This window comes from Streptomyces sp. NBC_00341 (assembly GCF_041435055.1).
Lineage (GTDB): Bacteria > Actinomycetota > Actinomycetes > Streptomycetales > Streptomycetaceae > Streptomyces.
In genome coordinates this window covers 7,204,517-7,217,713 of sequence record NZ_CP108002.1, presented here as the reverse complement: position 1 = coordinate 7,217,713, position 13,197 = coordinate 7,204,517, and the positions used below count along the sequence as shown (strand labels likewise).

The following is a 13,197-nucleotide window of genomic DNA, read 5'->3' as shown; positions in this document are numbered from 1 at the left end:
CAAGCACCGGAGCGGTGTGGAAACGCTTCGGATCGGCAACCGCCGTCCCGGCAGGGGTCAGCCGCCGAGCGGGAGACCGCCGACGAGCGGGACGGCGCCCTTGGCCGCACCGGTGGCCTGTCCGGCGATCTTGGTGACGGTGCCGTCCTTCTGGAGCTTGCTGGTGGCACCGTCGACGGTGTCGACGATCGGGTCGACGGCCTGCGGGGCCGCGGCCACCACCTGGTTGATCCCGCCGTCGAGGCTGAAGTTCGGAGCCGTCGCGGTGGTAACGGCGAAGGCGGGAGCAGCCGTTCCGAGAGCGACCACGGAGCCGGCAACGAACGCGGCGGTCTTCGCGTACTTCACTTTCAGGTTCCCTTCTGCAGCGGCAGCTCTTTCGGCGCGTCCCCGCGCCGCACCAGCCTTCTTTAGCTGTGACTTCTGCCGCTTTCCCCATGGCTAACGACCCGATTGCGGCCGGGCAACTGGAGCGTGCGGCTTTTCTCGAAACGGCTCACCCGACCACTCGATCGATTGCATGACTAATCACTGAATCGAGTGTGACCGCGGGACAGCGGATGCATTTCGGTGGTGGACTGTCGGTGCTCCGTCCCGCGCGCCCGCCCGGATGTATGCCCCCAGCCGCCGGCGCACCGCGCCCCGGGCCGGTGGAAACGGCTCAGCCTTTTCACCGTGTCCGGGCAGGGCCGCGAACTCCCGGGACGGAGAGCGCAGGAAAGAGGAAAGCCCCGGATCGCAGGAGATGCGATCCGGGGCAGACCGGTGCCGAGACCGGCTCAGCGGTACAACGATCAGGCGTTGACGCAGGTGTTGCCGAAGGACGGGTTCAGCAGACCGATGACGCTCACGGTGTTGCCGCACAGGTTGATCGGCACGTGGACCGGGATCTGGACGACGTTGCCCGACAGAACGCCCGGGGAGCCCACGGCCGCACCCTCGGCGCCGGCGTCGGCGAAGGCCGGGGTGGCCGCACCGATCGCCATGAGGGTTCCGGCGGCAACGGCGGCAATCTTGGTGTACTTCACTTTCAACCCTTTCTTTGACGGAGTCCGGAGCGGCAACGAATTTCGTGCCGCACGAGCGCGGGTTCTGACCACTCGTAACTCCGCCGCTGTAATTCGTAACGATTTAAGACGGTAAGCGAAACTCCTCCAGGCGAAGATTCCTCAAAGTCCGCCCGAATGACGCAGTTCCGGTCACGCGACGTCACCGTCGCGGTCACCGGACCGCTCACGGGCGAGCCCCTGGAGGGCAGCAGCAGGCCCCGGGCCGCGCGGAGGAGGAGCGCCGGCGGGCCCGGGGCCTGTGCACAGCTGGATCAGCGGTTGCCGGCACCGTTGCCGGAGAGGACCGGGATGTTGTCCAGGATGTGCGACAGCGGCTCGTCGCCCTTCGCCTGGGTGGAGTTCTCGGTGCACTGCTGGTTCTGCGGCGACGACAGGACGTTGACGTCCTGGACCGCGATCGGGACGAGGCCGATCAGCGAACCGACGTTGGCCTTGAGCGGCAGACCGACGCAGGGCTTGTTCAGCGAGCCCTGGACCAGGCCGAACTGGGGGCTGCCGTCGCCGTGGGTCTCGGCGTTGCCGAACGACTGCGAGGCGCCGTTCCCGTTGACCGACGTGGTGCCGCCGTCGTTGCCGATGGCCATCGCCTGCGCAGCGCCGAGACCGAGGATGGAGGCGGCAACGGCACCCGTAGCCAGGACCTTCTTGATCACGATGAACCCTTCTCGTACTGGATGCCCCGTACCGGAGCGCACTGACCAACTCGCTTCCGGACGTTTGGTTATGTCCATTCACCCGAATGCCGGGAATCGACGGACATCCGTACGAAAGAGGCGGGTAAATGCACCGCGCATTCGGTAGTCACGCGTTTCGATTCAATCCTCAACTTCCTTTCGTCCGAACGGCCCAGAGCGCGGTCCGGTGACTCGAATTGAGGAAACGAACACCCATTCTTAGTCCGTCCGGGTGGTCACATTATTTTCACGGATTCCACGTTTCCCCGTCACCCGAGCGTCGTTATGCGTGAAGTCAAGCCCGCCCGACGGGACGCTCACCCAGCAGTACTGGCATGCCCGACGGTTGCTGCACGGCTGATGAATGAACTGCGGGCAATGCGCCCGCGCGAAATGTCCTAAGGAAGGGCAATCAATGCGAAAAGCCTTGAGTAAAAGCGTGCTCGTCATGGCGGCGGCGTCAGGCATCCTGACCGCCTCCGGCGGCTACGCGTTCGCGGACGCCTCGGCCGACGGGGCGGCCATCGGTTCGCCCGGCGTCGGCTCGGGCAACACCGTGCAGGTGCCGGTGCACGTGCCCGTCAACCTCTGCGGCAACACGGTCAACGTGGTCGGCGCGCTGAACCCGGCGTTCGGCAACGAGTGCGAGAACAGCAGCGGTGAATCGGGCCGCGGCGACGCCCAGGGCGCGAGTGCCAACGGCGTCGCGGCCAACTCCCCCGGTGTGCTGTCGGGCAACCTGATCCAGGCCCCGGTCGACGTCCCGGTCAACGCCTGCGGCAACACGGTCGACGTGGTCGGCCTGCTGAACCCGGCGTTCGGCAACAAGTGCGAGAACAGCGAGGGCGGGAACGAGACCCCGAAGCCCCCGGTCCACCCCAAGCCGCCGACGCATCACAAGCCGCCGACGCACCACAACCCGCCCACGCACCCGCCGAAGCCCCCGACGACGGGTCACCACCACCATCACCACAACGGCGACTGCCCTCCCAGCCACCACCACAACCCGCCGAAGCCGCCCACGCACAACCCGCCCCACCACCCCCCGCACCACAACCCGCCCACGCACAACCCGCCGCACCACAACCCCCCGACCCACAACCCGCCCACGCACAACCCTCCGACGCACGCCTGGCACCCCCACAAGCCGACGCACCACCACAAGCCGCCGCAGATGGCGCACACCGGTGCGAACAGCAACCTGGGCATCGCCGGTGGCGCCAGCGCCGCGATGGTGCTCGGTGGCGGCCTGCTGATGCGCCGCAGCCGCAAGTCGCAGGGCTGAGCCGAGACCGCCCTCTGAGCGGTAGATAGAACGACGGCCCTGGAGGCCCGGTCGGACAGCGTGCGCTGTCCGACCGGGCCTCCGACGCGTGCCGCGACGGCACGGACCTCAGACGCGGGAGAGCCCCGCGCGGTCCAGGTATGCGGCGATCGTCGCCGTCTCCTCGGCGTCCAGCGGGCGCATCGGCGGGCTCATCACGTTGGTGGTGATGATCCCGCGCAGCATGAGGGCGGTCTTGAACGCGCCGAGTCCGGCGGCGGTGGCGGAGGCGGTTCCCGGGCGGGCGGCTCGGATGATGTCGAAGAGCGCGACGAGGCGGTCCTGTTCGGCCGTCGCTGCGGCCCAGTCACCGCGGACCGCGGCTTCGTGCAGGCGTACGTAGCCGTGCGGGTCGACGTTGCCGAGTCCGGGCACGGAGCCGTCGGCGCCGCCGAGCATCATCGCGTCGACGACCAGCTCGTGGCCGGTGAGCACGGAGAAGCCGGGCAGTTCCCGGGCGCCGATGACCAGCCGGCGGAACGAGCCGTCGTCGCCGCTGGAGTCCTTGACCCCGGCCAGTACCCCGTCGGCCGCCAGTGGCAGCAGCAGTTCCGGGTCGAGCTTGCTGTGCACGCAGACCGGTACGTCGTACGCCAGGAGCGGTACGTCCACGGCGGCGGCGACCTGCCTGAAGTGGCGGTCGATCTCGGCGTCGTGGGTGCGGGTGTAGAAGGGCGCGGTGACGACGACGGCGTCCGCGCCGAGCTCGGCGGCGCGGTTGGCGCGCTCGATGGCCCGGTTGGTGGTGGTCTCGATCGCTCCGACGAGGACCGGCACCCGGCCCGCGGCGGCGGCCGTGATGACCTCGATGACCTGGTCCTGCTGTCCGGGCGTCAGATAGGCGGTCTCACCGGAGCTGCCGAGGGCGAACAGCCCGCTGACACCACCGTCGACGAGATGCCCCACGACCCGCTCCAGGGAGGGGCGGTCGAGCTCGCCGTCCGCGGTGAGCGGGGTGACGACGGGCGGGATCACTCCCGAGTAGCGGGGGGTTCGGGCGGTCATGCGGTGCTCCTTGCGGACGGTACGGGGGTCGGGTCCCCGGCGGGGGACGCGGGGGTCTGGGGGTGGACGCAGTGCCAGCGGTGCCCGTCCGGGCCTTCGGTGCGGACCGGGAAGACCGTGGCGCACGCGTCGTCCGCCTTCCAGCAGCGGGTGCGGAACGGGCAGCCGGTGGGCGGGTTGGTCGCGGAGGGGACCGGGCCGGTGAGCACGATGCGCTCGGTGGTCTCCAGCAGGCTGGGGGTCGCGGAGAGCAGCGCCTCGGTGTACGGGTGCGAGGGGGCGCCCGCGACATCGGCCGCGCGCCCCTCCTCGACGATGCGGCCGAGGTAGAGGACGGCGATGCGGTCGGCCAGGTAGCGCACGGTCTGGATGTCGTGCGAGATGAACACCATGCCGAGGTCGAGCCGTTCGCGCAGGTCGACCAGGAGGTTGAGGACCTGGGCGCGGACCGACACGTCGAGCGCGGACGTCGGTTCGTCGGCGACGATCAGTTCCGGTTCGAGCGCGAGCGCGCGGGCGATGGCGACGCGCTGGCGCTGGCCGCCGGAGAGCTGTCCGGGCAGCGCGGCCAGGGTGTGGCCGGGGAGGCCGACCAGGTCGAGGAGCTCCTCGACGCGTGCCTCGCGCTCCTCGCGGGTGCCCCGGCGGTGCACGTCGAGCGGGTCGCGCAGGATCTGACGGACGGTGAGCCGGGGGTTGAGGGCGGTCGAGGGGTCCTGGAAGACGACGCCGACGGCGGAGCCGAAGTCGTCGCGCCGCTGGGTCCCGGACATCTCCCACAGGTCCTTGCCGTGGAAGGTGACCGTCCCCTCCGTGGGCTTCTGCAGTCCGGTGAGCACCCGGGCCAGCGTCGACTTGCCGCAGCCGGACTCACCGACCAGGCCGACGATCTCGCCGCGCTTCACCTCCAGGCTCGCGTCGGTGAGGGCGTGCACGGCGTCGCGGCGGAACACGCCTCCGCTGCGTGCCTTGTGGCGTACGTGGACGCCGTCGAGCCTGATCACAGGGCGCTCCCTTCCAGCTGTGCGGTCTTCGCCGGGTGGTGGCAGGCGAAGCCGTGGTCGTGCGCGCCGACGCGCGTGTCGAGTGCGGGGGTGGTGGTGCGGCACAGCTCGGTGGCGGCGCCGCAGCGCGAGGCGAACCGGCAGCCCGTACCGAAGCCCTGGGGGGCGGGGACGACGCCGCGGATCTGGTGGAGCCGTTGGGCGCCCGCCTCCAGCGAGACGACAGAGCCGAGCAGGCCGCGGCTGTAGTGGTGGGTGGGGGCGGTGAGTACGGACCGGGTGTCCCCGATCTCGGCCAGTCGGCCCGCGTACATCACCGCGACGCGGTGCGACAGGTCACCGACGAGCGCGAGGTCGTGGCTGACGAGCACCATGGCGAAGCCGAGTTCTTCGCGCAGCCGGACCAGGAGTTCGACGACCTGGGCCTGGACGGTGACGTCCAGGGCGGTGGTCGGTTCGTCCGCGATGAGCAGCCGGGGGCTGCGGGAGAGCGCCATGGCGATCAGGACGCGCTGGCGCTGGCCGCCGGAGAGTTCGTGCGGGTAGCTGCGCAGGGTGCGTTCGGGTGCGAGGCCGACCAGGTCGAGGAGTTCGGCCGGGGTTTTCGTACCGCCGCGCGAGGTGAGCTGCTTCAGCTGGGTGCCGACGAGCACGGACGGGTTGAGGGAGGAGAGCGCGTCCTGGTAGACCATCGCGATCTCGGGGCCCATCAGGGCGCGGCGTTCCTTGGGCGGAAGCTTCAGCAGGTCCCGGCCCCGGTAGAGGATCTCGCCGCTGACCTCGGCGTTGCGGGCGAGGAGGCCCATGACGGCGAGGCTGGTGATGGATTTGCCGCAGCCGGACTCGCCGACCAGGCCGAGGGTTTCGCCCTCGTGGACGGTGAAGTCGAGGGAGTCGACGACCGGGATGGTGCCGTACCGGTCGGGGAAGCGGATGGCGAGGTCCCGTACGACCAGGAGTTCGGCGGCGTCCTCCGGTACCGGGGTGAGGGCCGGGCCGTTGGCGTGGACGCGCTCCGCGAGCTTGGCGAGGGCGGCGTCGATGTCCACGGTGGAGCGGGCCTCCACCGGGTCCGGTGCCGTGGCGGTGTGGGAGGGCTCGACGCCCGCGCGGGGCTTCTTCGGGGCCGCGGAGGCGTCGGTGAGGCCCTCGGAGAGGATGTTCAGCGCGAGGACGGTGACCAGCAGGGCGAGGCCGGGGAAGAACGTGGCCCACCAGCCGCCCGCGAGGAGGATCTGCCGGCCGTAGGCCAGCACGCTGCCCCAGCTGGGGTCCGGGTCCTGCACACCGGCGCCGATGAAGGAGAGGCTCGCCTCGAAGATGATCGCCTCCGCGACCATCACGGTGGCGAAGACCATGACCGGGGCCATGCAGTTGACGGCGACGTGCCGAAGCACGATGTAGCCGCGCCGGGCGCCGATGACCTTCTCGGCCGCGACGTAGTCCTCGCCGTACTGGGAGAGGACGTTGGCGCGGACCACCCGGGCCAGCGAGGGGGTGTAGACGAAGGCGATGGTGAAGATGATGACCGGGACGCTGGTGCCGAAGACCGCGACGAGTACGGCGGCCAGGGCGATCGGCGGGAACGACATCACCACGTCGAGGGTGCGCATCACGGACTCGTCACCGAGCTTGCGCGAGGTGGCGGCGAGTGCGCCGAGCAGGGCGCCGGCGATCAGGGCCAGGGCGGTCGAGCCGAGTCCGATGATCAGCGAGTAGCGCGAGCCGTGCACGACGCGGGCGAAGACGTCGCGGCCGGCCCGGTCGGTGCCGAACCAGTGGCCGCCGCTCGGGGCCTGGACCGGGGTGCCGGTGGTGAGCGGGTCCTGGGTGAGGAGCGGGGCGAACACCGCGCCGAGGATGACGAGGATCAGCACGCAGAGCGCGACGCGGGAGGTGACCGGGAGGGCGCGGAACGCGATGCCCGGTCGGGAGAGCTTGTTGGCCAGCCGGCCCGTGGTGAACATGTCACACCGTCCTGATGCGCGGGTTGACCAGCAGATAGAGCAGGTCGACGATGACGTTGACCACCAGGAACGCGATGGCGATGGTCAGTACGGTGCCCTGGACCAGGGCGACATCGCCGCCGGTGACACCTTCGAGGATGAGCTTGCCCATGCCGGGCAGGTCGAAGATCGCTTCGATGACGACGGCGCCGCTGAGCAGGTAGCCGACCTTGACGCCGAGCACGGTGAGCGGGGTGACGAGCGCGTTGCGCAGCACCGAGCGGATCACCAGGAACACCGGCAGTCCGTTGCCGCGTGCGGTGCGGACGTAGTCGCGGTCGAGCTCGGCGACCATCGAGGTGCGGACGAGCCGGGCGAGCGACGCCGCGACGGGCACGGCGAGCGAGAGGGCGGGCAGGGCCATGGTGCGGAGCCAGCCGCTGAAGGAGTCGGCGGGATTGGTGTAGCCGCCGGTCGGGAAGATGCGGGTGTTCAGCGCGAACTGCTGGATGAGCAGGACACCGAGCCAGAAGGACGGGACGGCGACCCCGGCCATGGAGAGCACCCGGAACAGCTGGTCGGGCCAGCGGTCGCGGTACATCGCGCCGATGACGCCGGAGACGACCGCGAGGACGATCGCGAGGATCAGGCCGAGGATCGTCAGCTGGAGGGTGAGCGGGAAGGCGGCGGTGATCCGGTCGACGACGGGCTGGCTCGGCGGGACGGTCGTCCCGAGGTCGAAGTGGAGCAGCTGGCCGAGGAAGTGGAAGTAGCGGACGGGCAGCGGGTCGTTGAGGCCGTTGGCGTCCGCGAAGGCCGCACGGGCTTCGGGAGTGGCGCTCTCCCCGAGCGCGTTGAAGGCCGGGTCGGCCGGCGAGAACTGCAGCACCACGAAGACGAGCAGCGCGATGCCGAGGATCATCACCGGCATCATCGCGACGCGGCGCAGCGCGAGCCGGAGAAAAGCAACCATCGTCGGGTTCCTTGCGGTTGGGCGGGCCGGTCCGGGACAGCGGGGTCAGTTGTCCCGGACCGGGCGATCTGGCGCCGGGTGAGCGGCGCCGGCTGGGGGCGGCTCGGGGCCGGCCGGGCCTGCGGGCCGCCCGGTCACCGGGCAGGTGGCGGGCGGCGGGCCCGGTGACCCGGTGGGGGCCGGTCAGGCGCGGCTGACGTCCAGGAAGGACAGGCCGGTGGTGGGCAGCGGCTTGAAGCCGGGCAGCGCCTTCTCGGTCCAGGCGGTGGGGAGCTTGCGGTGCAGGATCGGGTAGAGCGCGGCCTCGTCCGCGACGAGGTCGGTGACCTGGCCCCACAGCTCCTTGCGCTTCGCGTCTTCGCCCGCCTGGGCGGCCTTGTCGAGGGTCTGCTTGACCTTCTTGTACGCGGCGGACTTGCCCCAGCCGTAGCGGCTCTCGGGCCAGAAGCCGTAGTAGAACCAGCGCAGCAGCAGGTCGGCGTCGTTGCCGAAGACCGACGGGTCACCGGGGGCGACGAGGACTTCGAAGTCCCCCTTGTCGACCTTGGCGTACTGGGCCGGGGACTGGGCGATGTTGAGGGTGACCTTGACGCCCGCCTGCTCCCAGCTCTCCTTCAGCAGCGGGGCGATGTCCTTGACCCAGCCGGTGTCGGTGGTCAGGACGGTGAAGGAGAGGTTCTTCACGCCCGCCTCGGCGAGCAGCTGCTTCGCCTTGGCCACGTCGTGCGTGTAGACGGTCGCGGCCTTGTGGTAGTCGGGGTGGGTCGAGGGCACGTAGCCGGTGGCGGCCGCCGCGTTGCCGACCATCGCGGTGGAGATGATCTTCTCGGTGTCCAGGGCGTAGTGCAGCGCCTGGCGCACCCGCTTGTCGGCGAACCGCTTGTCGGCGGTGTTGAACATCAGGAAGAGCAGCCCGAAGGACTGCACGGACTCGGTCTTCGCGTTGCCCGAGAGCCGCTTGACGTCGATGTACGGGACGTCCTCGATGGCCTGGACGCGGCCCGACTCCATGGCGCTGACCCGGGCCGACTGGTCGGACATCAGGCGCCAGACCATCTTCTTGGCCTTGGCGGGGTGGGCTCCGTTGTACTTGTCGTACGCCTCGAAGACGATCTTGTCCTCGCGGGTGGCAGAGACGAACCTGTACGGCCCCGAGCCGACCGGCTTGGCGTCGAAGGCCTTGGGGTCGGGCGCCACGATCTTCTTCGGGACGATCCGGGCCACGGCTATCCGGGACGGGAAGAGCGCGAAGGGGTACTTGAGCTTGAACTCGACCGTGCCCGCGTCGACGGCCTTGACCGTGTCGATGAAGGGCACGAACTGCGCCATCAGCGAGGCGTTCTTCGGGTCCAGGATGCGTTCGAAGCTGAACACCACGTCCTGCGCGGTGACGGCGGAGCCGTCGTGGAAGGTCGCACCCTTGCGCAGCGTCGCCCGGTAGGTGGTGGCGTTGATCTTCTTCGGCATCTCGGTGGCGAGCGCGGGACGTGCCACGAGTGTTGCCGGATCGAGATCCACCAGGCCCTCGAAGATGTGCATATTGGCGGCGTACGGGGTCGCGCCCGAGGTGATCATCGGGTCGAAGCCGGTCGACAGCGGGTAGGACAGACCGGCCTCGATGAGGTCGCTGCCGCTGCCCTTGTCCGTCGATCCGTCGGCGGTCGAGGACGGTCCGCCGCAGGCGGCAAGGCTCGCCGTGATGGCGGCCGCGGCACCGACAGCACTGGTGTAACGCAGGAAGGTGCGGCGCTCGACACCGGCTGCTCTCAGCTCGGGCACGGGTCCTCCAGGGACTTTGAGGTGGGGCGTCGGGGGTGAAGACGGGCGGTGGATCGGTGGTTCACGGGGACCGCGGAACCTGAAGCATCAGACGTCAGATGTCTGATGCCTTGATAGCGTGGGAACGTAGCTTGACAATCGAGAGGGGTCAAGAGGTGGGGAGTTCACATATGTCCGGAACGAGGCCCGGCCGGCAGTTGCTCCGGCAGGAAGTCGTCGACGGCATCAAGCGGTACATCCTCGAAGAACGGCTCCGCCCCGGGGACCCGCTGCCCACCGAGCCCGCCCTGTGCGAGGCCCTCGGCGCCAGCCGCTCCAGCGTCCGCGAGGCCGTCAAGATCCTCAACGCGCTCGACATCGTCGAGGTCCGCCACGGGCACGGCACCTACGTCGGCAGGCTGAGCCTGTCGGCACTGGTGGAGAGCCTGACCTTCCGCGGGCTGCTCTCCCCCGACGACGACTTCCAGGTGATGGCCGACCTGGTCGACGTGCGCGAGCTCTTCGAGCGCGGCATGGCCGACCGCATCGTCACACTGCTCACGCCGGAGCAGCTCGACGCGCTGGACGGCCTGGTGGCCACCATGCGCGAGACCGGCGCACAGGAGGGGCACGGTTTCGTGGACGCCGACCGGGCGTTCCACGCGCTGCTCGTCGCCCCGCTGGGCAACGAACTGATCGGCCAGCTCTCGATGGCCTTCTGGGACGTGTACACGATCGTCGCGCCCCATCTCGACGGATTCACCCACGCCGACGAGACGGCGACGATCGTGGCCCACCAGAACATCGTGGACGCCGCGCGGGCCAAGGACACCACCGGTTTCATGCAGGCGCTCGGCGAGCACTACGCCCCGGTCAGACGGCGGATCTCGGAGGCGCGGGCCCGCGGCGGCGCCAAGGGCTGAACCCGCCCGGCGGCGCGCCGGCAAGGCGGCGGGGGCGGGCCGCGGTCCTCCCTGGCGCGGCCCCGCACACCCTTGACGGGCACCGCAGGGGCTGCCTAGGGTCCGTGTGCCGACAGGACATCTGACGTCATCCGTCTGATGACCCGTGGTTCACCTCGCATCCGGCACCCCCCGCCGCGCCCCCAGGAGGGCACCTCCATGCCGTTGACGGATCTCTCGCTCGCGGACTGCCGCGACTACCGGCCGCCGCTGCCCGTTCCGGCGGACTTCGACGCCTTCTGGTCCCGGACCCTGGACGCGGCCGGGGACGGCCCGGCGTGGAAGCCGGTGTTCGCGGAGGTGGACGCGGGGCTCACGCAGATCCGTACCTTCGACGTGACGGTGCCCGGCTTCGCCGGCCAACCGGTGCGCGGCTGGCTGCGGATGCCCGTCGGGGCGCGCGAACCCCTCGGCTGCGTAGTGGAGTTCCTGGGGTACGGCCGGGGCCGGGGCCTCGCGCACGAGAACCTGCTCTGGGCGGCGGCCGGCCACGCCCACCTGGTCATGGACACCCGTGGCCAGGGCTGGTCGGCGGCGGGCGGCGACACCGCGGACCCGGACGCCGGAGCCGCCGGGGCCGTCCCGGGCTTCCTCACCCGTGGCATCGAGAGCCCGGAAACGTACTACTACCGGCGGCTGTTCGCCGACGCGGTGCGCTGCGTCGAGGCGGTACGCGACCACCCCGGGATCGATCCGGACCGGATCGTCGTCACCGGGGTGAGCCAGGGCGGCGGTATCGCGCTGGCCGTGTCCGGGCTGGTGCCGGGGCTGGCCGGGGTGATGCCGGACGTGCCGTTCCTCTGCGACTTCCCCCGTGCGACGGAGATTTCGGGACGCCCGCCGTTCACCGAGATCGCCGAGTACCTGAAGCTCCACCGCGACCGCACCGAAGCCGACTTCAGCACGCTGTCGTACTTCGACGCGGCGCTGCACGCCACCCGCGCCACCGCTCCCGCGCTGTTCTCGGTCGCCATGATGGACGAGATCTGCCCGCCCTCCACCTGCTTCGCCGCCTACAACGGCTACGCCGGGCCCAAGGACGTACGGGTCTACGCGTTCAACGGGCACGAGGGCGGCGCGGAGTACCAGCAGCGGGAGCAACTGGCCTGGGTGCGCGAACTGTTCGCCGGTCCGCCGTCGGGGCGGGCCGGACACTCCTGAGCGGAGGCACCTCCCGTGCGCAGACGATCCATGCTCCTCGCCGCAGGCGCGGCGGCCCTGGGCACCCAGCTCGGCGGCCGCGCTCTCGCCGCCGAGGGAAGCGGCCCGGTCCTGGACCACGACACCCCCGCGGACCTGGACGGCAGCGAGTACGTCGACCTGTCGAACCAGGTCGGCGCAGTCGCGAAGCTCACCGCCGGAACCATCGTCGTCACCTTCCGCACCACCAGCCACAACGAGGCGATGACGCTGTTCAGCGCCTCCGACCCCACCGCACCGTCCTCCGACATCACCCTGAACCTGAGCGGCGGCGCACTCCAGTTCTCCGTACGCGAGAAGGGATCGGTGCTCATCAATGTCATGACCCGGACACGGTACGACGACGGGCTGCGCCACACCGTCGCGGTCACCGTCAACGCCTCCGGCACCACGCTGCACGCCGGCGGACGCGTGGTGTTCGAGACCGCGCGGCAGGCCTTCTTCGGCAGCGTCTCCAAGCTCACCGCGCTCGCCCTGGGCCGCAACACCGACAGTGACCACCCGGGCGGCGAATGGTTCTGCACCGGCACCGTCGAACGGGCCGCGGTCTGGGACCGGGTGCTCACCGGGACCGAACTGGTCGCGCAGTGCCCGCGCCCCGACCTCGCGGACCTGGGCCGGATCTCCACGGTCCTGAACAGCGACACCCCGGCCACCTGGGTCGTCACCGGGGACAGCATCACCCACGGCGCCCTGCACACCAACGGCTGGCGCAGCTACCCGGAGCACTGGACGGAACGCGTCCGCTGGGAGCTGGGCAAGCCGAAGAACCGCGACTTCGTGATCGATTCCGGGGTGAGCGGCGCCACCAGCGCCGAACTCGTCGCACAGTTCGGCGAGCGGGTCACCGCCTTCTCGCCGCAGGTCGTCTCGATCATGATCGGGACGAACGACATCGCGACATCGGGCCTCGGGCCAGAGACCTACCGGGCCGATCTCGTCTCACTCGTGCGCTCGGTGCGCGCACTGCCCGGCTCCCCGGTGCCGGTCCTCCAGGCTCCCAACCCGGTCGATCCGGCGAAGTGGCCGGGCCGGGTGGGACTTTCGCGCTACGCCCAGGTCATGGGCGAGGTGGCGGCGCAGCAGGACACGGTCTTCGTCGACCACTACAACGACTGGCTGAACGGCAACGGCGGCCAGGTCCCGCTGTCCCTGCTCAGCGACGGGCTCCACCCCAACGAGCGGGGCCATCACCGGATCGTACTGAAAATGATCAAGGATCTGCGGATCTTCGACACGGGCAGCAGGGTCTGCTCCCTGCACGTTCCGTAGTTCCGGCGC

The 13,197-nt window shown here is 70.2% G+C and carries 12 protein-coding genes; 4 read left to right on the top strand and 8 right to left on the bottom strand.

The genetic code is table 11. The features are described from left to right. Positions 1–57 precede the first annotated feature (57 nt). From OG892_RS32470 to OG892_RS32460, 3 genes are all read right to left on the bottom strand, one after another. Entirely contained in the window at positions 58–348 is a 291-nt protein-coding gene (locus tag OG892_RS32470) for a hypothetical protein (RefSeq protein WP_371630932.1), read from the bottom strand. Positions 349–794: 446 nt separating this feature from the next. Further along, positions 795–1,028 (bottom strand): chaplin, encoded by a 234-nt coding sequence (locus tag OG892_RS32465; RefSeq protein WP_073734988.1) that lies wholly within the window; start codon positions 1,026–1,028, stop codon positions 795–797. Positions 1,029–1,321: 293 nt separating this feature from the next. Next, positions 1,322–1,723, bottom strand: a complete 402-nt coding sequence (locus OG892_RS32460; protein WP_371630931.1) for a rodlin — start codon at positions 1,721–1,723, stop codon at positions 1,322–1,324. A 460-nt stretch (positions 1,724–2,183) separates the two neighbouring features. Here OG892_RS32460 and OG892_RS32455 point away from each other — a divergent pair, with 460 nt between their 5' ends. Beyond that, a complete protein-coding gene (locus OG892_RS32455; RefSeq protein ID WP_073734986.1) occupies positions 2,184–3,029 on the top strand; it encodes a chaplin in 846 nt (281 codons plus the stop codon). 108 nt (positions 3,030–3,137) lie between these two features. Here the strand turns inward: OG892_RS32455 and OG892_RS32450 are convergent, their stop codons facing one another. The 5 genes from OG892_RS32450 to OG892_RS32430 all read right to left on the bottom strand — a co-directional run bounded on the left by OG892_RS32450 (position 3,138) and on the right by OG892_RS32430 (position 9,775). After that, entirely contained in the window at positions 3,138–4,073 is a 936-nt protein-coding gene (locus OG892_RS32450; RefSeq protein WP_328864881.1) for a dihydrodipicolinate synthase family protein, read from the bottom strand. Then, entirely contained in the window at positions 4,070–5,077 is a 1,008-nt protein-coding gene (locus tag OG892_RS32445) for an ABC transporter ATP-binding protein (protein ID WP_073734984.1), read from the bottom strand. Before OG892_RS32445 ends, OG892_RS32450 begins: the two co-directional genes overlap by 4 nt. After that, on the bottom strand, positions 5,074–7,044 hold the full coding sequence (locus OG892_RS32440) for a dipeptide/oligopeptide/nickel ABC transporter permease/ATP-binding protein (RefSeq protein WP_371630930.1): 1,971 nt from the start codon (positions 7,042–7,044) through the stop codon (positions 5,074–5,076). The genes OG892_RS32445 and OG892_RS32440 overlap by 4 nt, the downstream gene beginning before the upstream one ends. Position 7,045: 1 nt before the next feature. Beyond that, a complete protein-coding gene (locus OG892_RS32435) occupies positions 7,046–7,996 on the bottom strand; it encodes an ABC transporter permease (RefSeq protein WP_371630929.1) in 951 nt (316 codons plus the stop codon). Between the two features lie 183 nt (positions 7,997–8,179). Further along, positions 8,180–9,775, bottom strand: a complete 1,596-nt coding sequence (locus tag OG892_RS32430) for an ABC transporter substrate-binding protein (protein ID WP_327339678.1) — start codon at positions 9,773–9,775, stop codon at positions 8,180–8,182. A gap of 170 nt (positions 9,776–9,945) precedes the next feature. Here OG892_RS32430 and OG892_RS32425 point away from each other — a divergent pair, with 170 nt between their 5' ends. The 3 genes from OG892_RS32425 (at position 9,946) to OG892_RS32415 (ending at position 13,188) form a co-directional block, all read left to right on the top strand. Next, on the top strand, positions 9,946–10,677 hold the full coding sequence (locus OG892_RS32425; RefSeq protein ID WP_073734980.1) for a FadR/GntR family transcriptional regulator: 732 nt from the start codon (positions 9,946–9,948) through the stop codon (positions 10,675–10,677). A 198-nt stretch (positions 10,678–10,875) separates the two neighbouring features. Then, complete coding sequence (locus OG892_RS32420) at positions 10,876–11,877, top strand: acetylxylan esterase (protein WP_371630928.1); 1,002 nt, start codon at positions 10,876–10,878, stop codon at positions 11,875–11,877. A gap of 15 nt (positions 11,878–11,892) precedes the next feature. Then, positions 11,893–13,188, top strand: a complete 1,296-nt coding sequence (locus OG892_RS32415; protein WP_371630927.1) for a GDSL-type esterase/lipase family protein — start codon at positions 11,893–11,895, stop codon at positions 13,186–13,188. Positions 13,189–13,197 lie beyond the last annotated feature (9 nt).

Excerpts from the sequence above, each read along its gene's own strand:
- OG892_RS32450 (WP_328864881.1), bottom strand. The coding sequence starts at position 4,073 with ATGACCGCCCGAACCCCCCGCTACTCGGGAGTGATCCCGCCCGTCGTC.
- OG892_RS32425 (WP_073734980.1), top strand. The coding sequence starts at position 9,946 with ATGTCCGGAACGAGGCCCGGCCGGCAGTTGCTCCGGCAGGAAGTCGTC.
- OG892_RS32435 (WP_371630929.1), bottom strand. The coding sequence starts at position 7,996 with ATGGTTGCTTTTCTCCGGCTCGCGCTGCGCCGCGTCGCGATGATGCCG.
- OG892_RS32440 (WP_371630930.1), bottom strand. The coding sequence starts at position 7,044 with ATGTTCACCACGGGCCGGCTGGCCAACAAGCTCTCCCGACCGGGCATC.
- OG892_RS32420 (WP_371630928.1), top strand. The coding sequence starts at position 10,876 with ATGCCGTTGACGGATCTCTCGCTCGCGGACTGCCGCGACTACCGGCCG.